We start from the raw sequence: 17,516 nt of genomic DNA on the forward strand, positions 1-17,516 counted from the left end.
AAAGGGGGGCGGGCGCCGCGGCGAGCGTCACGGCGAGAAGCGCCGGATGCGTCGATGAAGGTCGTTTGGGGTCTTTGCTGCGATGCAGCGGCTTTGTGACAAAGAATGTCTTGGGGCGAGCCGCCTAGAGCGCGGGCAGGCGGATCTCGACGCGCAGACCGCCTTGCGGGCGGTTCCGCAGGACCAGGGTTCCGCTTTCGCGCTGTAGGATCTGCTGGACGATGGTCAGGCCCAGACCAAGGCCAGCCGTGTTGCGGGTCCGGGCGCTGTCCAGGCGATGGAACGGCTGCAGCACATGGACCATCTCGGCCTCGGGGATGCCGGGCCCGTTGTCCTCGATCGCCAGCACGGCGGTATCACCTTCACGGGTGAGGGTGAGCGCGGCGTCGCCGCCATAGTGCAGGGCGTTCTCGACGATGTTGCTGATCGCTCGCTTCACCGACAACGGACGGGCCAGCACGGGCAGATGGTCGAGGCCGGCATAGCTTGCTGGCCGTTCCGCGTCGGCGGCGTCATTGACGAGGGTCATGGCGATGGCGGCCAGGTCCGTCCGCCGACGGGGCTCGGGATCCTCCTGACCGCCCAGATAGGCCAGCAGCGAGTCCAGCATGGAGGTCATCTCGTCGACATCGGCCTCCAGCGCTTCGCGCGCGTCGGGGTCCGTCACGAAACCGGCCCGTAGCCGCAGGCGCGCCAGGGGCGTCCTCAAATCGTGGCCGACGGCAGCCAAGGCCTCGGTGCGGGTATTCAGCAGGCCGGCGATGCGGTCCTGCATGGCGTTGAACGCCTTGGCCACCAGCTTGAGGTCGCCGGCGCCGCTCTCGGCGATCCGGACCTGGGCGCCCTTGCCGACCTTGTCGGCGGCCTCTGCCAGCGCCCGCAATGGGCGGCTGAGATTGCGCAGCACCAGCGCCGCGGCGACGATCACGCCCAGGCCCAGGGTGAAGGCCGAGCCGACGCCGCTGAGCAGCACCGCCCAAGGCGCGACGTGGATGCGCGTGTTCAGCGCCATCCAACTGCCGTCGCGTAGCTTCAGCGCCACCTTCAGATGGGTGTCGCGCGGCACGGCGTGATCGATGTCGGCGCGCAGGCGCAGGTCACGACCGCGCAGGCCCGGCTCCGCCTCGAGGAACTCCTCGCGGAACTCTTCTTCGGCGTCGCGCCCGCCGTCCACCAGGGTAGGCAGGACCGACCAGCTCAGCTGGGTGATCCGAGTGGACATGACGGCCGCCCGCGCGGCGCGCTCGTCCGGGGATGCGTCCTCCAGAAGCGTCTCGGCGGTGACCAGTTGTTCGGCCACGCGCCTGGTCTGGTTTTCGAGATCGGGATAGAGGCGGCTGCGCTCGAACAGCAACGAGCTGCCGATGAACTCCAGGGCCACGGCCAGCATCAGGACCAGGGTGACCTGGCCGACCAGACGCTGCGGCCATAGCCGCAAGGGCTTCATCGACGCTCCCAGTTCATCGACGTTCTACCGTGGCCGTGAAGATGTAGCCGACGCCGCGCACGGTGCGCAGCAGCGGTTCGGCCTGGCCGACGACGGCCAGCTTGCGACGCAGGCGGCTGACCAGCACGTCGATGCTGCGGTCCGAGGCGTCGGAGAAGCGCGCGCGCGACATCTCCAGCAGGCGCTCGCGGCCGATCACCCGCTGGGGCGAGCTAACGAAGGCCAGCAACAGGTCGAACTCGGCGCCCGACAGGTCGACGAAGGCCCCGTCCGGCGACAGCAGTTCGCGTCTGCCAGGATCCAGGCTCCAGCCGGAGAAGGTCATGCGCTGGTGACCGCGCGGTTCGCTGGCCTGCGAGCCGCTCTTGGTCCGCCGCAGGATGGCGCGGATGCGGGCGATCAGCTCCTTCTTGCTGAAGGGCTTGCCGATATAGTCGTCGGCGCCGAGTTCCAGGCCAATCAGGCGGTCGGTCTCGTCCTGGCGGGCGCTGAGCATGACGATCGGCACGTCGCTCTCCCGGCGCACCAGGCGACAGAGATCGAAGCCGTTGCTGCCCGGAAGCATGACGTCCAGCAAGATCAGGTCGACCGTGTTGGTCTCCAGCACTCGGGCCATTTCCGCGCCGTGGCCTGCGCTGAGCGGCTGGAAGCCTTCCTCGCGCAGGAGGCGCATCAGCAGGGTGCGCAGAGCCGGATCGTCCTCGACGATGAGGATGGTGGGCGCAAGCGGCGCGGTCGCCAAGTCGCGCGGCAAGGCGGTTAGTCCGTGGCCAGAAGAATCCATATGCTCGGGCTAGTTAGGCGCCATGGCGCCGGGAACAAGGCCGGAGCCGACGATTTCTCGCCGGCTCCGCGCCAAAACTGGGGATGCCCAAGGCATCCCGCGAAACTGGGCCCTCGCGCGCATTTTGCAGGTAGGGGAGCACGCGAGGGCGGGCCGCCGCTGACGATGAAGCTACGGCGACCGTCTCTGATACCGCGCTAGCCGGCGCGGCAGGTGTCGAAGGGGGCGGCGCCAGGCGTGGCCGCCTCAGCGGCCTGGGCCTTCGGCGCGGGGCAGTCGACGGCCGCCTGGGCCTTGGCGGCGCGTTTCTGGAAGTTCTTCTTGGCGACTTCTTCGGTGAAGGTCAGGCCGGTGCCGGCGGGGCCCGCGAGGGCAGGGGAGGCCAGCAGGCAGGCGGAGAGGCCGAAGGATGCGAGGATTTTCATAAGCGGTACAGACTCCGGGGAACTTTTAGGACTAACCGCCCGCAGCGGTGTCGGCTTGCGCCTGGACGGCGGGCAGGGCGCGGCGGTAGGTGTCGACGGCCTTCAGCAGGCCCTCGATCTCGGCATGGGTGATGGCGGTCCGGTGCTCGTAGCCCTTGGCCGAGGTGAACTTGAACGCCCACGCGCCTGGCGCGGCGGCGGCGCGGCGCAGTTCGTTCTCGGCGACGCCGAACGAGACCTCCTCGCGGCAGACTTCCGGCGCTTCGAAGAGGAAGCAATGGCTGGCGTTGTCGCGGATCTTGGTCAGCGGCGCGGCGACCGGCCATTGACCCGTCTGGTGCGAGACCTCGCTGTAGCCACGGATCGAGCCCGGATAAATCAGGGTCTGGCGGACCTCGAAGCGCGTGGCGCCTGAGCGCTTGTCGACAACCGCTCGCAGGTGGTTGTCGTTGCGGGGCGACTTGAAGACGCCCTTGCCCGTCTGGAAGCCTCGCTCGGTGCTGATCACCGTCTCGATATCCAGCGGATCGTCGATGACCTGGGTGCGGGCGTGGAAGTGGTCGGCGGTCAGCGCGGTCTGCTTCGCGGGCAGGCGGACGGTCTCGGCGCTCGCGGCGCCGGCGACGGCGAATCCAGCGACAGCGGCCAGGGCCAACAGGCGGGTATGGGTCTTGCTCATCCTTGTTCTCCCGAACAGGGGCCGCGCCAACGGGGGCGGCCTTTCAACGGTTCGAGAGTGGCGAGGTCGCCTTGCGGCTCTGCATCGCGATTGTGACAAAGCATGACAGGCGACGATCGCCTGCCAAAAACGCCTGAGGCTAACCCGGCAGGCGCACCGCGCCGGCCTCGCGCAGGGCCTTGATCGTCGGGAAACCGTCGACAGCCATCAACAGATCCGCCTCGGCCAGGAGCGAGCGCAGGACGTGGACCGCGCCTTCCGTCCCGCCCAGGGCCAGGCCGTACGAATAGGGACGGCCAACGCCGACCGCCGTCGCGCCGATCGCCAGGGCCTTGGCGACATCGCTGCCCGAGCGGATGCCCGAGTCGAACAGCACTGGCGTGTCGCCCGCCGCCTCGACCACGCCGGGCAGCATGTCGATCGCGGCGATTCCGCCGTTAGCCTGTCGGCCGCCGTGGTTGGAGCAGTAGATGCCGTCGACGCCCTCGTCCTTAGCGCGGCGCACGTCGTCGGGATGGCAGATGCCCTTCAGCACGATCGGCAGCTTGGTCAGCGACCGCAGCCATGGCAGGTCAGCCCAGGTCAGCACCTTTCCGAAGGTCGCCGCCCAGGTCATGACCGAGGTCTGGAGGTCCGACTTCGGGTCCTTGCCGACCATGGCGCGAAAGCGCGGGTCCGAGAAATAGTTCTCCAGCACATGACCGCGCAGTTGCGGGAAATTGGAGTCGTTGAGGTCGCGGGGCCGCCAGCCGGTGACCCAGGTGTCCAGGGTCACGACGATGGCCTTGTAACCGGCCGCTTCGGCGCGGCTGACCAGGCTGGCGGCCAGTTCCGGGTCCTTGGGCGTATAGAGTTGGAACATCCCCGGCGTGTCGCCCAAGGCGGCGGCGACGTCCTCCAGCGGATCGTTGGTCAGGGTCGAGACCACCATCGGCACGCCCGTCGCGGCGGCGGCGCGGGCGGCGGCCAGGTCGCCATGGCCATCCTGGGTGCAGAGCCCCGTCACCCCGATCGGGGCCATGAACAGGGGACTTGGCAGCTTCATGCCGAACAGGTCGATGGAGAGGTCGCGGGCGGAGCAGTCGACCATCATCCTTGGGATCAAACCCCAGTGCTTGAAGGCCGAGGCGTTGGCGTCCTGAGTGTGTTCGTCGCCGCAGCCGCCTTGGACATATTTCAGGGTCGAGGGCGACATGGCCGCCTGGGCGCGCGCCAAGAGGCCGGCGAAGTCGACGGGATATTTCGGCAGCACGCCGCGCAAGCCCTGGAAATAGATCTCGGTCTGGTAGTCGCCGTAGTGCGGCATGGTTCACTCCCCCGGGGCTGCTCGACGGTCTGGGCGTCGATGCGTCGATCCGATTTGACGCGATCGCGCGGCCGGCCGCTAGTCCCCTCAAGTGCTTGATCGACGCTCCAGCCACCACAGAAGGCCGAGCACGGCCAGCAGGCCGGCCGCCCAGGGCCAGGACGAACCCGGTGTCGTGCGGCTGGCGCGGGCGCCGCGCGTGGCGCTGGCCGCCACTGCATCGAGCGTCGCGGCCCGGTTGGCGGCCTGGGCCAGCGAAGGCGCGGCGTCGGCGGGGTGGACGTAGAAGGTCGCGCCGTCCGAGACGCTGTGCCAGCCGGTCTGGCGGGGCCAGTAGGCGGCGCAAGCGGCGGGACCGGTCGCCGGATCGACGATCGGCCGGCTTTCGACGCCATCCGGGGCGACGACACGGATCGATCCGCTGACGCCGCAGAGCGCCGCGCGTTGGCCTACCCGGGCGATGCCATCCAGGCTAACGCCCGTGCCGTCGCTGGGACGCGCCAGGGCGGAGAACAGTTCGCTCCAAAGCTCGCCATAGCGATCGGCATGGCCAGCCAGGGTCAGGCCATAGCTGTCGGCCACGATCCAGAGCGCCACGCGACCCTGGCCTCGGGGCCGCCAGGCGGCCAGCGGCGCGCTGGTCTTGTCGCGGATCATCGGCACGCCGTCGCGCTGGGCTTGCGCCAGGTCGTAGCGGCTGAGTTCCAGGTCGTTCGCACCGCCGAGCCGGAAGGCCTGGACCTCGCCGTCGCCGGCGGTCGCCATGCCGAGATTCGTCCAGTCGCGTCGGGTGGCGGCTGGGAGCGGACCGGTCGGCCGCAGCAGCAGGCCGAGGCCATCCTGCGTCGCCGCGGCCAGGGTGGCCCGAGCGGCGGTCGACAGGCTTTCCCAGCGGCGATCGTCGACCACGACGAGATCGATCTCGGCCAGGCTCGCCCGGGTGATCGGGGTCGGCGGATCGCCCAGGACCACGCCGCCGCCTACGTCGATGTCCAGGCTCAGTGCGATGCCGGCGTCCTGGCCCCAGCGGCGCAGATACTTGGTCTCGGCGCTGGGCGCGCCGGCCAGGACCAGCACGCCCGGCTGGTGCTGAGCGCGGGTCTCGAGGGGGATCTCGATGCGCTCGACAAAGCGGCCGGCGGTGTCCCTCAGGCGCAGGTCGAACAGCGCCAGGCCGGGTGCGCGGGCGGCGGCCGACAGCTGGAAGCGGCCATTGGCGGCCACGGCGGTCTGGTCGACCACGGCGCCGGCCGGATCGAGCAGTTCGACGGTTCCGGCGCCCCCGACCTGTCCGGTGACCGTGAAGCGAGCGCCCGGGGCGACGGGCTTCGGCGGAGTCAGGTCGAGAAGGCCGCGCGGGGGCGGTGAGGCCGCGAACGTTGCGGGGCGATCCAGCGGGATCCTGTCGCGCTGCGTCAGGCCGTCGCCCTCGATCAGAAGGCGGCCAAGCTCGGGATAAAGCCGCAGGGCCGAGCCGAGGTCGGGCAGACGGACCGCGCCGGGCAGCGGGCCGGCTTCAGGCAGGGCGACGAGCACATCGCCAGACGCGGGCGCCGCAGGCTCCGCGCCCCGCGTGGCGACCACGAGGCGACCGGGCGCTGTACCGACCGAAGGCGGGAAGAGCGTCAGATAGAGCAGCGCGCCGCCCAGGATCTGCAGAGCGATCAGCGCGGCGAAGCGCCAGACGGGAGCGCGTGCGTCGGCTGATCGCCGCCGCAGAACCGTCCGCGCGATGCTCCCTGTCGTGGCGACCGCGATCAGGATCGCCGTCCAGAGTTCGAAGCTCCCCGTCATCGCAGCGCGTCCAGATAGCGTCGGCCGCGCGCGTCGGCGGCATCGCGGCGGTGGACGGCGGCTGGCGGGCGCTCCAGGGCGGTCCACAGCAAGGCGCGCAGCTTGCGGCGGCAGTCCTGGCACTGGGGCTCGTTACGGACCGTGTCGATCGCGGCCGACAGGGCCAGGGGATCGGCCAGGCGCTTCTTGTTGGCGTTCACCCAGCGGGCCAGGGCCTCGAGCGGGAGCGGCGCGTTGGGACGATCCCCCAGCGCGCGCCAGACGTCGACCGCCGGCGTATCGGCGCTATCGCGGGCCGTCGGCGGCAGCCGGCCCGGCACGATGCCCTCCCGCTTGCCGGTCAGGCGACGGGACAGGTCGACAGGCGGCAGCTTCGGCGGCGTGCGCGCCAGGAAAATACGTCCGGCCTGCTGGGCGGTCTTCAGCAGGTTCAGGGCCTTGTAGGCGTGGGGCAAGGCGTCCTTGGGCTTGCCCTGCCGCAGGGCGCGCTCGGAATCCCACATGGCGTCCAGCGCCTGGGCCAGGGTCGAGCGCGTGCCCGGGTCGAACAGCGTCGCGGCGTCGCCCGTGTCGTGGGCGTGGCCGTATTTGGCGACGACGTCGGTCATGTCGTTGAGATTGGCCCCGCCGCCATGGTCGTGGCCGTCATCGTCGTCGTGATGCGCCTCGGCCTTGGCTGGCGTGGCGGGGGCGTCGTCCGTCGGCAGGGCGGGCGCGTCATTGGTCGGCAGGTCCAGGCCGCCACCGCCGCTTTCGCCTTCGGCCTTCTCGCCCATGAACTGGCCGTAGCGCAGGCGCAGTTGGGCCTGGTCGGCGCCGAGGCTGTTCGAGCGGTCCAGGAAGGCGTCGGGGGTGAGCTTGCCGCGCTGGGCGATCAGGGCCTCGGCGTCGATGATGATCTGGCGCTGGCTGCGGAAATAGACGGGCATCACCTGCTTGGCCATGCCGTCCAGACCCTCGGCCAGGCCCATCGCGGTCGGCCAGCGCAGGATCACGCTGGGGCTCTCGACGGTCTGGCGGCGCGGGCTGCGATTGTCGCTGACCACCAACTGCACGATCATGTCGCCACCGGGCGCCAGGCCCTCGCGCGCCAGGTCGAGGGCGGCGGTGAAGCGCTTGAGCCGCGCGGCGCCCTGGCCGACGAGAGGCTGGATCCGCTGTGTGGTGGTGATGTTTTCGCCTTCGCCCTTGGTGACGGTGATGCGCAGTTGGGCAGCGCCGTCGACGCCATAGTCGTCGCGGACCTCGAACACCGGCGCCCACCGGCTCTGGCCCGGCATGATCAGGGTCAGCGAACTATCCGGCGTCACGACGCGGACGACCGGCGGGGCGTCCGGGATCAGTTCCAGCCGGTGCAGGCGCTGGCGGGCCAGGCCGGGGGCCTCAACGCGATAGAGCGCCGAGCGCTCGAACACCCGCCCGCCCAGCCAGCGTCCGCCGTCGCGGCGCAGCGGCAGGACGGCTTCGCCCGGGAAGCTCAGGCTGGCGGCGTCGGGATGCGGCCGGAAGTTCACGACCCACTCGATGCGCGAGCCCTCGGGCGCGCGGGCGTCCAGACCGCCTTGCTCGAAGGAGCGCTGGCCGGTGTAGGCCGGCGGGGTAATCCGCAGCTTGGCGCCGGTCACCGTGGGCGCGCCGGGCGCGGACGCGGTTTCCGCCTCTTGGGGGCCGAGCACGACGCCGGATGCGGGCGGCCAGAACAGGGCGGTGAGGATCACCAGCGCGCTGACGCCGGCGGTCCAGGGGATCCAGCGACTAGACCAGTCGGGACGCATATCGACCGCGGCCGCTTCGGCGAGGCGCGCCTCAAGGCGGGCGCGTTGCAATGCGGCCAGTCCGTCGACGGAGGGTTGGAACAGCAGGGCGCTGCTGTCCTCCAAGCCAGGCGCTTGGGCGTCGAGGGCAGCGATGAGCCAGGCCTGGTCGAAGCGTTGGATGCGTCGGATGGCGATCCAGCCGATCACGAGGGCGCCGATCACGAGGGCGACTACCGCCCCCATGACCTCGAACCCACGCAGAGTCAGCGCAGCGAGCGCCAGGACGACGGGCAGGCCGACGGCCAGCGTGTCGAGGACGCTCCGTTGCCGGGCCGCGCGCAGATGACGGGCGAGGGCGGCGATCATGCGGCCACCGGTCGGTCGCGCCGCGTCGCCAGCCAGCGCTCGGCGGCGACGATCAGGGCGATGAGCAGGGCCAGCCAAGGTCGCAGGCTGACGGGATTCGGGTTGTAAGCCATGCCGCCGGCCGCTGGGCGGACGCTCGGCGCATAGTCGGTCGCCGCGACTCGGCTCGGCGCGGGCGGCGGGGCCAGCAGCGTCCAGAGCTGCGCGGGGAAGTCCGGCTCGACCAGGACCGGCATGGCGCTGGGTTCGAGCGGCCGGGTCAGGCGCAGCACGCGGCCCTCGCCGAAGCGGCCGGCCGTGGCCAGCGGCGCGCCTTCGGCGTCGCGCCAGGCCGTAGGTTGTGCGCCTTCGACGGGCGAAGGGGCGTCGTGGCCCAGCAGGGCGACGCCGCCGGCCTCGATCCAGTCGAGCGTCGCCGCCGGCATGGGTGCGCCCGAGAGCCAGACAAGATAGCGCGCGGTGCGAGGGATCGGGCTGTCTGCGGCTGCGGCGTCGAAGGCGGGCGGCTTGCCGCCCTCGGCGTAGGCGGTCGCCGCCGCTCGGAAATAGCCGACGGCGCGTTCGTTGCCCGGGGCGTAGCGGACGGTCAGTGCGGGCGGTGTTGGTACGGTGACCGTCTTCGAGCGCGCGGGCGCCGCACCGATCCGCCAGTCGACCTTGCGCGAAAGATACAGCCGCTCAGCGTCGGCGCCGGTCAGTTCCGGCGGCGCAACGACCGTGATCGCCGTCTTGGCGGACGTCTCGGCGTCCAGTTGGCGCAAGAGGCTGGCGAAGTCCGCCGACGGCGCGGGCGCTGGCCGGTCGAGGCTCGGGAAGCCGGGGGCGAGCCACACCCGCCGCTCGCCATGATCCGGGACGGTCTTGGCGTCGACCGCTGGGGAGACGGCGATCACGGGGCGGCCATCGCCGGTCGGCCGCAGTACGGGTTCGGCCAGAGCCAGGACGACTGCGATCACCAAGGCGATCCGCACCACCAGCAGCAGCCTCTCGTCTAGGCGTAGCCGCTGGACGGGCTTGGGGTTCGGGTTCAGCCAGCGCAGGGCGGCGAAGTCGATAACTTGCGTCTCGGTGCGGCGGGCGATGTGGATCGCCAGCGGGACCAGGACCGCGAGCAGGGCGCCGAGCGCGGCGGGGGCGAGCAGGGCGGGGATCATCCGCGCGCTACCGGGCGGGACAGGTCCTGGATCGGCTGGTCCGGATCTCGGTCGCTGAAGTGCTCGACGAACCGCGCGCCACGGGCTTCCAGCCGGGCGCGCAGGGCGGCGCGGGCCTCGGCGAAGCGGGCCAGGAAGTCGGCGCGTAGAGCCCGGCCGTCGCCGGCGACCTTCGCGTCGCTTTCCGGGTCGCGGAACAGCAGGCTGCGGTCGAACGGGAAGTCGCGTTCGTCGCCGGTCAGCAGTTGAACGAACGACACGTCGCGACCGGACGCGGCCAGGCGTTCGGCGGCCGCCACGCAAGCGTCGTCGAAGCCGTCGGAAATGAAGATCACGAGATCGCCGGGCGAAATCCGCTCGCCCAGCACCTTCAGGTCTCGCTCCCATTGCGGAGCACCCTCGGGCCGAAGGGGACCCAGCGCCAGGCGGATGCGGTCGCGGTGGCGGCTGTCGCTGGACGGCGGCAGGACGATCGCGCCCTCGGCCCTAGCCACGACCACCCCGAAGCGATCCCCCTGCTGGAGGGCGACTTCGATGATCGCGGCGGTCAGACGGCGGGCGGCGTCGAAGCGCGTCCAGCCGGGCTTGCCCAGATCGGCCTGGGCCATAGAGGCGCTGGCGTCCAGCACGACCCAGATCGCCACCGGGCTCTCACGCTCGGCGTCGCGGACGAAGAACTTGTCCGAGCGCGAATAGAGCTTCCAGTCGATGCGCCGCAGATCGTCGCCGCGCTCGTAGGCGCGGTACTGGGCGAACTCCATGGCCCCGCCGCGATTGCGGCTGGCATGGTGGCCTTCCCCGATCAGCACCGCGGCCGCTCGCGGCGTCAGCGACAGACGTCGCAGACGACTACGCAGGTCCGGGGGCAGGTCGAACGGGGACATCTTCTGTTAGTCGCGGGCCGGCGCGGGCAGGGCGGCCAGCAGGGCGGCGACCACGTCGTCGGTCGACTTGCGTTCGGCCTCGGCGGCGAAGGACATCAGGATGCGGTGGCGCATGACCGGTGCGGCCAGGGCCTTCACGTCGTCGCGCGTGGCGGCCAGGCGTCCGTGCAGCAGGGCGCGGGCCTTGGCGGCCAGCACCAGGGCCTGGCCGGCGCGGGGGCCAGCGCCCCATCGGACATACTCCTGGACGGTGGCGGGCGCGTCCGGGCCGGGACGGGTGGCGCGGATCAGCGACGTGATCCAGGTCAGCAGGCCGTCGCTGACGTGCACCTGGCGCACCCACTTCTGAAGTTCGACGATGTCTTCGCCCGTCATCACCGCCGCCGGGGCGGCGATGGCGCCGCCGGTGGTCAGGGTGAGAATGGCGCGCTCTTCTTCCGCCGTCGGATAGCCGACGCGGATGTTGAGCAGGAAACGGTCAAGCTGGGCCTCGGGCAGGGGATAGGTTCCGGCCTGCTCCAGGGGGTTCTGGGTGGCCAGCACGAAGAAAGGTTCGGAGAGCCGGTGGGTGACGCCGGCGTAGCTGACCTGGTGTTCCTGCATGGCCTCCAGCAGCGCCGCCTGGGTCTTGGGGGGCGTGCGGTTCAGCTCGTCGGCCAGGAAAAGGTGGGTGAAGACGGGGCCGGGCTGGAAGCGGAAGTGACGGTGACCGGTGCCATGGTCTTCCTCCAGCACCTCGGTGCCAAGGATGTCGCTGGGCATCAGGTCGGGGGTGAACTGCACGCGGCGGAAGTCCAGCGACAGCGCTTGGCCCAGGGTTCGGACCAGCAGGGTCTTGCCCAGGCCCGGAACGCCCTCGATCAGGCAGTGGCCGCCGGCCAGCAGGCCGATCAGTAACTGCTCCACGACCTCGTCCTGGCCGACGATGGCCTGGCCGATCGCCGCGCGCAGCTGGCCCAAGCGCTCGAGCTTGGCCGCGATATCGGCTTCGGTGGGGGTGACGCTCATCGGAACTCCGGACAGGTCGTAGGGCGGATCAGGCCGTTAGGGCGTATAGGACGATATTGACCGCGAACTTGGTGTTGTCCTCGGCCAGGAAGCGCTTGTTGCGCCAGTCGTAATCCCACTCGCAGCCGTAATCCTTGTTGCTGTAGAGCACCCCGAGGCGCCCATTGATCTCGATGCCCTTCAGGTAGTCATGGACGAGATCGTCGCCCCAGCCATTCAGCTCGAAGCTGGTGGCGGGCGGGCCGTCGAACTTGAAGAAGCTGCGATAGATCGGATGGTCGTTGGCCAGCTTCTTCAGGGCGTCGCCGCCGAACAGCTTGGCCATCTGGCGCTCGAACGACTTGGCGAACAGGCCGTCGATGTCGTGGTTGCAGTCGTCCACAAGCACGAAGCCGCCGTTGCGGACATAGCGTTGGAAGTTGGCGGCCTCGGCGGGGCTGAACTCGACCAGCTTGTGGCCGGCCAGGTAGCAGAACGGCGCGGTCAGCATGGCCGGGTCCGAGAGGCGCACGACGCGTTCCTCGGTGTCCACGCGCAGGTTGGTGTAGTCGACCAGCGAAGTCAGGATGTTGGACGGCATCCGCTGGTCGACGTCCCAGTCGCCGGAGTCGTAGCGCAGGCGCGTGAACCAGAAGTCGTAGGTCGGCGCGGCTTCAGCGGCGCGTGGTCGGCTGGCGAGCCAGCTCCCCATCGCGCCGCCCGCCAGCAGACGCAGGCACTCGGTACGCGTTACGCTTCTACTCGGCATATGAGCGTCAGACGGCGTCCGACAGCGAGGTGAAGGTGAAGTCCCGCAGGCGCATGGCGGGGACCATCATCTGCATGCGACCGCCCTCGCTGACTCGGACCGGACGGCCCAGGTCATCGATGTTGTTCAGCATGATCACCGGCGACTCGTTGAAGCGGAAGTTCTTCACCGGGTGCTTCAGCTGGCCGTTCTCGATGTAGAAGGTGCCGTCGCGGGTCAGGCCGGTCAGCAGCACGGTCTGCGGGTCGACCATGCGGATGTACCAGGTGCGGGTCACCAGGATGCCGCGCTCGGTCTCGCGCACCAGATCGGCGGTGGATTTCGTGCCGCCCGACATGACGATATTGCCCGGACGGCCGGTGACCTTCTTGCCCTGCTTCTGGGCCCAGTAGGGGCTGTAGAGCAGGTTGGCGATCTTGCCGTTCTCGACCAGCGGCATGCGCTCGCGCGGACGGCCCTGTTCGTCCCACGGGTACACCGGCAGTTCCTTGTCCCACGGGTCGGCCATGAAGGTGACGCGCGGATCGAAGACCTGTTCACCCAGCTTGTTGCCGCCGCCCTTCTTGGACAGGAAGCTGCGGCCTTCGTCGGCCTGGCGGGCGTCGAAATAGTTGAACATGAACGAGATCAGGCCCGAGGCCGCGTTCGGCTCCAGGATCACCGTGTACTTGCCGGGTTCAAGCGCCTGGGCCTCGGCCGAGGCGCTGGCCTTGCGCATGGCGATCTCGATGTCGCTGGCCGCCTTGAAGCCGCTCGAGTCCTGCAGGTTGCGGGCGACCCAGCCCGAGCCGCGGCCATCGGCCGTGCGCACGGTGCAGGTGTAGTCCATCGCCGTGGCGCGCTGATAGCCGAACGCGCCCTTGCTGTTGGCGAAAGCCACGAAGCTCTGTTCATCCTGCAGGAAGCCGGCGGCGACCAGCTTCTCGGCGCGGCACGGGGCGATCGAGGCGCGGGCCACCTCGGCCCGCTGATCGGGCGTGATCGCCGCGGTCGCCGGGCTGAAGGTGTCGCTGGGCTTGTAGGTGGTCGCCTCCACCGCCGTGACGAACTCGGGGTTCTCGGGCGCCAGCTTGGCCAACTCCTCGGCGCGCTTGACCACGCGGGCCAGGGCCGAGTCCGAGAATTCGTTGATCGTCGCCGTGCCGACGCGACGCCCGAAGGCGACGGTGACGGCGAGGTCGATGTTGCTGACGACGCCACTGGTGGAGACGTTGTTCAGGGCGAAGCGGATATTGCCCTCGATCGAACCGGTCAGCTGCGCGGTGCACTCATCGGCCGTCGACAGCTTGATGACTTTCGCGAGGATCGTCTTGGCCTCGGCTTCGGTCATGATGCTCATTGGATAATCTTCCCCGAACCGATCAACCGAGCGAACGCGCGGTGTTGATGACGTTGATGCCGTTGAACCGCGTGGTCGACGAGCCGTGGCTCACGGCCGAGACTTGGCTGGGCTGGCCCTTGCCGTCGAAGAACGAGCCGAACAGGCGATAGTCGCGCTCGTCGCAGATCGCCGAGCAGGCGTTCCAGAACTCGGGCGTGCGCATCTGGTAGGCGACGTCTTCCAGCGGCTGGGTGATCTTGCCGTTCTTGATCTCGTAGAACAGCGTGCCGCCGAACTGGGCGTTGTAGCGCTGCTGGTCGATCGAGAACGACCCGCGGCCCAGGATGTAGATGCCATCCTCGACGCCCGCGATCATGTCGTTCAGGCTGAGCGGCGTCTTGCCCGGCTGCAGCGAGACGTTGGGCATCCGCTGGAACTGCACGGTCGACCAGGAGTCGGCGTAGGAGCAGCCGTCGCTCTCGGTCTTGCCCAGGATGTGGGCCTGGTCGCGGGTCGTCTGGTAGTCGACCAGCTTGCCGTCCTGGATCAAAGGCCAGTTCTTGGTCTTGACGCCTTCGTCGTCGAAGCCCACGGCCCCGAGGCTGCCGGGCTGCAGCTTGTCGGCCACGATGTTGACGATGTCGCTGCCGTATTTGAAGTGCGCCGCGCGCTTGTCCAGCGTGGCGAAGCTGGTGCCGGCGTAGTTGGCCTCGTAGCCCAGCACGCGGTCCAGTTCGAGCGGGTGGCCCACGGACTCGTGGATGGTCAGGCCCAGGTGGTTGGGATCCAGGACCAGGTCGTAGCGGCCCGGCTTGACCGACTTGGCGGTTAGCTTCTCGCGCGCCTGCACGGCGGCGGCCTGGGCGTCCTCGACCATGTCGTAGGACTTGCCATAGCTGATGATGCCGTTCGGCGAGAGGGTCTTATCCTTGGCCTGTGGGTCAAGGTACTCGTAGCCCATGCCCATCGGGGCCGAGAGGCCTTCGCGTGAGCGGAACTTGCCGGTGGTCTTGTCGACGGCCGTGACGGTGAACGGCGACCAGATGCGGTGAACGTCCTGGTCGATGTACGAGCCGTCGGTGCTGGCGAAGTACTTCTGCTCGTTGATCAGGAACAGGCTGGAATTGACGAAGTTGGCGCCCGCCTTGAGCGCCGCGCCATTGACCCGCATCAGCAGGTCGACCTTTTCCTGCAGCGAGACCTCCATGCCGTTGCGGCGCAGCGGCGTGGCCCACCTCACCTCGCCGACGCCCTTGGTCTGGGCCAGCTGCACGGGGGCGGTCTGGTTCTTGGCGTTGGCCTTGGCGATGGCGACCGCCAGGCGGGCGGTGTCGGCAATCGCGTCGACCGACATGCTGTTGGTGGCCGCGAAGCCCCAGGCCCCACCGGCGATGACGCGAACGCCGACGCCGCTGGATTCAGTGTTGGTCACGCCCTGGACATTGGCTTCGCGCGTCTGGATGAACTGGCGCAGGTAGCGGCCCACGCGCACGTCGCAATAGCTGGCCCCGGCGGCCGTGGCGGCGCTCATGGCCGCGTCGGCCAGGCGCTTCTTGACAGCCACGTCGAGGGTCTCGAGCAGCTGTTCTGCGGCGATGGCGCGGCCGAAGCCGGGCAGCAGCACGCCGCCGGCGCCGATCCCGCAGGCGGCAAGGAACTGACGTCTATCCAAGTTTCTTCTCCCCAACGGCCCAACAACACAGGCTTTCGCGCTGGTCTCCGCTCCCGACGGAATCCAAGCGCACGAAGTTCTGTGCCGGCCATCGTCCGAGGTCAAATCTTTCCCGAACATCGGGTGCGGGTATGATCAGATTGCGCGCATCGGCGGCTAGGCCCTGTGCGGCGCGCCGAGCGAGGGTGTCGCGCGGGCCGGTAGTGTCCGTCCGGCGGCGGCGCCTGTAAGGTCGCTGACTTCGGAAAAGGGGGCGTCATGGATCGCTGGCAGGCGATGAGAGTGTTCGTGAAGGTCGCCGAGACCAAGGGCTTCGCCGAGGCCGCGCGCCGTCTGCACATGAGCCCGCCGGCCGTGACCCGGGCGATCGCCACTCTGGAGGAGACAATCGGCGCCCGCCTGCTGGTCCGCACGACCCGCTCTGTGACCCTGACCGACGCCGGCGCGCGGTTCTTCGAGGACTGCTCGCGGATCCTGGCCGACCTCGCCGAGGCCGAAGCCAGCGCCGCGGGCAGTTTCGCCACGCCCACCGGCGCGCTGACCATCACGGCCTCGGTGATGTTCGGCCATCAGTACGTCCTGCCGATCATTTTGGACTATCTGGCGGAGCATCCGCAGGTCAGCATCCGCACCCTGTTCGTCGATCGCATGGTCAACCTTGTCGACGAGGGCGTGGACCTGGCGGTGCGGATCGGCAACCTGCCGAATTCGGGGTTCAGCGCCTTGCGTGTCGGTGCGGTGCGTCGCGTAGTGTGCGGTTCGCCCGGCTATCTAGAGACGAACGGCGAGCCCGCGACGCCGGCGGACCTCGCCGACCACTCGGTGATCGCCGCGACCAGCGCCTGGGCCTCGACGGAATGGCGCTTCGGCCAGGACCAGAAGATCATCGTCCACGTCCATCCACGCCTCTACTGCAACACCAACGACGCGGCGCTGCAGGGGGCGATCAAAGGGTTTGGCCTGACGCGTGTGCTGTCCTACCAGGCCGCGCCGTCACTGGCGTCCGGCGCGCTGCGGACGGTGCTCTCGGCCTATGAGGAGCACCCGCTGCCGGTTCACATCGTCCACCCCGAAGGCCGGCACGCGCCCGCCAAGGTCCGCACCTTCATAGACTTCGCGGCAGAACGGCTACGGGCGGATCGGCGGATCAACTAGGTCAGAGCAGGCCCATCCACGCGATCGCATCGACGGTCTGGCCCTCGCTGAGTTTGAGAAACATGTCATGCAGACTGGCCTTCGGCTTCCATGCCCGGAGGCCGAACTGAGAGATCGGCTTTGTCTCGCTGATTGACCTGCGAAGCCGGCCATCGATTAGCGCGCTATTCATCGTCGCCTCCAGGCGTGGGAACATCGTGGAGGATGGCGCCCGGCAGCGGCCGCAAGAACGGCGAACCGGAGGAATGGATTGTTCCGGGTTTCGGAACGCGAACCATTCCACTGCGCGGAATAGTGCCTTTCCTCCGTCGCGGCTTCAGCTCGTCCGGCGGAAGGAGTGTTCTTGGCTCACCGGATGGACGCCGTGTCCAGCCGCTCCGCAAAGGACACGACGATGCGCCTCTATTACCACCCGCTGTCAGGCCACGCTCACCGAGCTCACCTGTTCCTGTCGCTGATCGGGGCGGACTTCGAACTGGTCGAGGTCGATCTGGTCGCGGGCGAACACAAGACGCCCGAATTCCTGAAGCTGAACCCCTTCGGCCAGGTGCCGGTGCTGGACGACGACGGCGTCATCGTCTCGGATTCCAACGGCATCATGGTCTATTTGGCGCGCAAGTTCGGCAAGACCGACTGGCTGCCGGAGGGCGCCATCGAGGCCGCCCAGGTGCAGCGCTGGCTGTCGGTGGCCGCTGGCGAGCTGGCCTATGGCGCGGCCGCCGCCCGCTTGATCACCGTGTTCGGAGCCAAGCGCGACGCCGATGAGGTCATTGGGCGCGGCGCCGCGTTGCTGACCACCCTGGACGGTCAGCTGGCCGGGCAGGCCTGGCTGGTCGCCGGCCGCCCGACGATCGCGGATGTGGCGCTCTACAGCTATACGGCCCGCGCGCCGGAGGGGAACGTCGATCTTCAACCCTACCCGGCCGTCCGCGCGTGGCTGGCGCGGGTCGAGGCCCTGCCGGGCTTCGTGCCGTTCCGCCAGACGCCTGTCGGCCTGGCGGCGTAACGTCGAGCGC

16 protein-coding genes are annotated in these 17,516 nt (G+C 69.3%); 2 read left to right on the forward strand and 14 right to left on the reverse strand.

Going from position 1 to position 17,516, the window contains the following annotated elements:
* Nucleotides 1-124 precede the first annotated feature (124 nt).
* From CSW62_RS09930 to CSW62_RS09990, 13 genes are all read right to left on the reverse strand, one after another.
* Entirely contained in the window at nucleotides 125-1,447 is a 1,323-nt protein-coding gene (locus CSW62_RS09930) for an ATP-binding protein (protein WP_099577337.1), read from the reverse strand.
* A gap of 13 nt (nucleotides 1,448-1,460) precedes the next feature.
* Entirely contained in the window at nucleotides 1,461-2,231 is a 771-nt protein-coding gene (locus CSW62_RS09935; protein ID WP_099577339.1) for a response regulator, read from the reverse strand.
* Between the two features lie 197 nt (nucleotides 2,232-2,428).
* Nucleotides 2,429-2,656 (reverse strand): hypothetical protein, encoded by a 228-nt coding sequence (locus tag CSW62_RS09940; RefSeq protein WP_099577341.1) that lies wholly within the window; start codon nucleotides 2,654-2,656, stop codon nucleotides 2,429-2,431.
* A gap of 31 nt (nucleotides 2,657-2,687) precedes the next feature.
* Entirely contained in the window at nucleotides 2,688-3,335 is a 648-nt protein-coding gene (locus CSW62_RS09945) for a hypothetical protein (RefSeq protein WP_099577343.1), read from the reverse strand.
* A 139-nt stretch (nucleotides 3,336-3,474) separates the two neighbouring features.
* Nucleotides 3,475-4,641, reverse strand: coding sequence for an alpha-hydroxy-acid oxidizing protein (locus CSW62_RS09950; protein ID WP_099577345.1), 1,167 nt, complete (start codon nucleotides 4,639-4,641; stop codon nucleotides 3,475-3,477).
* Between the two features lie 87 nt (nucleotides 4,642-4,728).
* Entirely contained in the window at nucleotides 4,729-6,435 is a 1,707-nt protein-coding gene (locus CSW62_RS09955; RefSeq protein WP_099577347.1) for a hypothetical protein, read from the reverse strand.
* Entirely contained in the window at nucleotides 6,432-8,558 is a 2,127-nt protein-coding gene (locus CSW62_RS09960) for a DUF4175 family protein (protein ID WP_099577349.1), read from the reverse strand. Before CSW62_RS09960 ends, CSW62_RS09955 begins: the two co-directional genes overlap by 4 nt.
* The gene (locus CSW62_RS09965) at nucleotides 8,555-9,712 is read right to left on the reverse strand and encodes a BatA domain-containing protein (protein WP_099577351.1); all 1,158 of its coding nucleotides are present in this window, start codon (nucleotides 9,710-9,712) and stop codon (nucleotides 8,555-8,557) included. Before CSW62_RS09965 ends, CSW62_RS09960 begins: the two co-directional genes overlap by 4 nt.
* Nucleotides 9,709-10,596 (reverse strand): DUF58 domain-containing protein, encoded by an 888-nt coding sequence (locus CSW62_RS09970; protein ID WP_099577353.1) that lies wholly within the window; start codon nucleotides 10,594-10,596, stop codon nucleotides 9,709-9,711. Before CSW62_RS09970 ends, CSW62_RS09965 begins: the two co-directional genes overlap by 4 nt.
* Nucleotides 10,597-10,602: 6 nt before the next feature.
* Nucleotides 10,603-11,604 (reverse strand): MoxR family ATPase, encoded by a 1,002-nt coding sequence (locus tag CSW62_RS09975; protein WP_099577355.1) that lies wholly within the window; start codon nucleotides 11,602-11,604, stop codon nucleotides 10,603-10,605.
* A gap of 28 nt (nucleotides 11,605-11,632) precedes the next feature.
* Complete coding sequence (locus tag CSW62_RS09980; protein WP_099577357.1) at nucleotides 11,633-12,352, reverse strand: DUF4159 domain-containing protein; 720 nt, start codon at nucleotides 12,350-12,352, stop codon at nucleotides 11,633-11,635.
* Between the two features lie 7 nt (nucleotides 12,353-12,359).
* Entirely contained in the window at nucleotides 12,360-13,691 is a 1,332-nt protein-coding gene (locus tag CSW62_RS09985; protein ID WP_099577359.1) for a TldD/PmbA family protein, read from the reverse strand.
* 22 nt (nucleotides 13,692-13,713) lie between these two features.
* Nucleotides 13,714-15,345, reverse strand: coding sequence for a TldD/PmbA family protein (locus CSW62_RS09990; RefSeq protein WP_099577362.1), 1,632 nt, complete (start codon nucleotides 15,343-15,345; stop codon nucleotides 13,714-13,716).
* Nucleotides 15,346-15,603: 258 nt separating this feature from the next.
* On the opposite strand from CSW62_RS09990, the gene CSW62_RS09995 reads away from it, so the two are divergent.
* Nucleotides 15,604-16,500: a LysR family transcriptional regulator gene (locus CSW62_RS09995; RefSeq protein WP_099577364.1), complete on the forward strand. Its 897-nt coding sequence runs from the start codon at nucleotides 15,604-15,606 to the stop codon at nucleotides 16,498-16,500.
* A 1-nt stretch (nucleotide 16,501) separates the two neighbouring features.
* Here the strand turns inward: CSW62_RS09995 and CSW62_RS26395 are convergent, their stop codons facing one another.
* Nucleotides 16,502-16,672: a hypothetical protein gene (locus CSW62_RS26395; RefSeq protein ID WP_158235419.1), complete on the reverse strand. Its 171-nt coding sequence runs from the start codon at nucleotides 16,670-16,672 to the stop codon at nucleotides 16,502-16,504.
* A gap of 171 nt (nucleotides 16,673-16,843) precedes the next feature.
* On the opposite strand from CSW62_RS26395, the gene CSW62_RS10000 reads away from it, so the two are divergent.
* Nucleotides 16,844-17,506 (forward strand): glutathione S-transferase family protein, encoded by a 663-nt coding sequence (locus CSW62_RS10000; RefSeq protein ID WP_233206652.1) that lies wholly within the window; start codon nucleotides 16,844-16,846, stop codon nucleotides 17,504-17,506.
* The last annotated feature ends 10 nt before the right edge of the window (nucleotides 17,507-17,516 follow it).

Origin of the sequence: Caulobacter sp. FWC2, from assembly GCF_002742625.1 — a bacterium.
Lineage (GTDB): Bacteria > Pseudomonadota > Alphaproteobacteria > Caulobacterales > Caulobacteraceae > Caulobacter.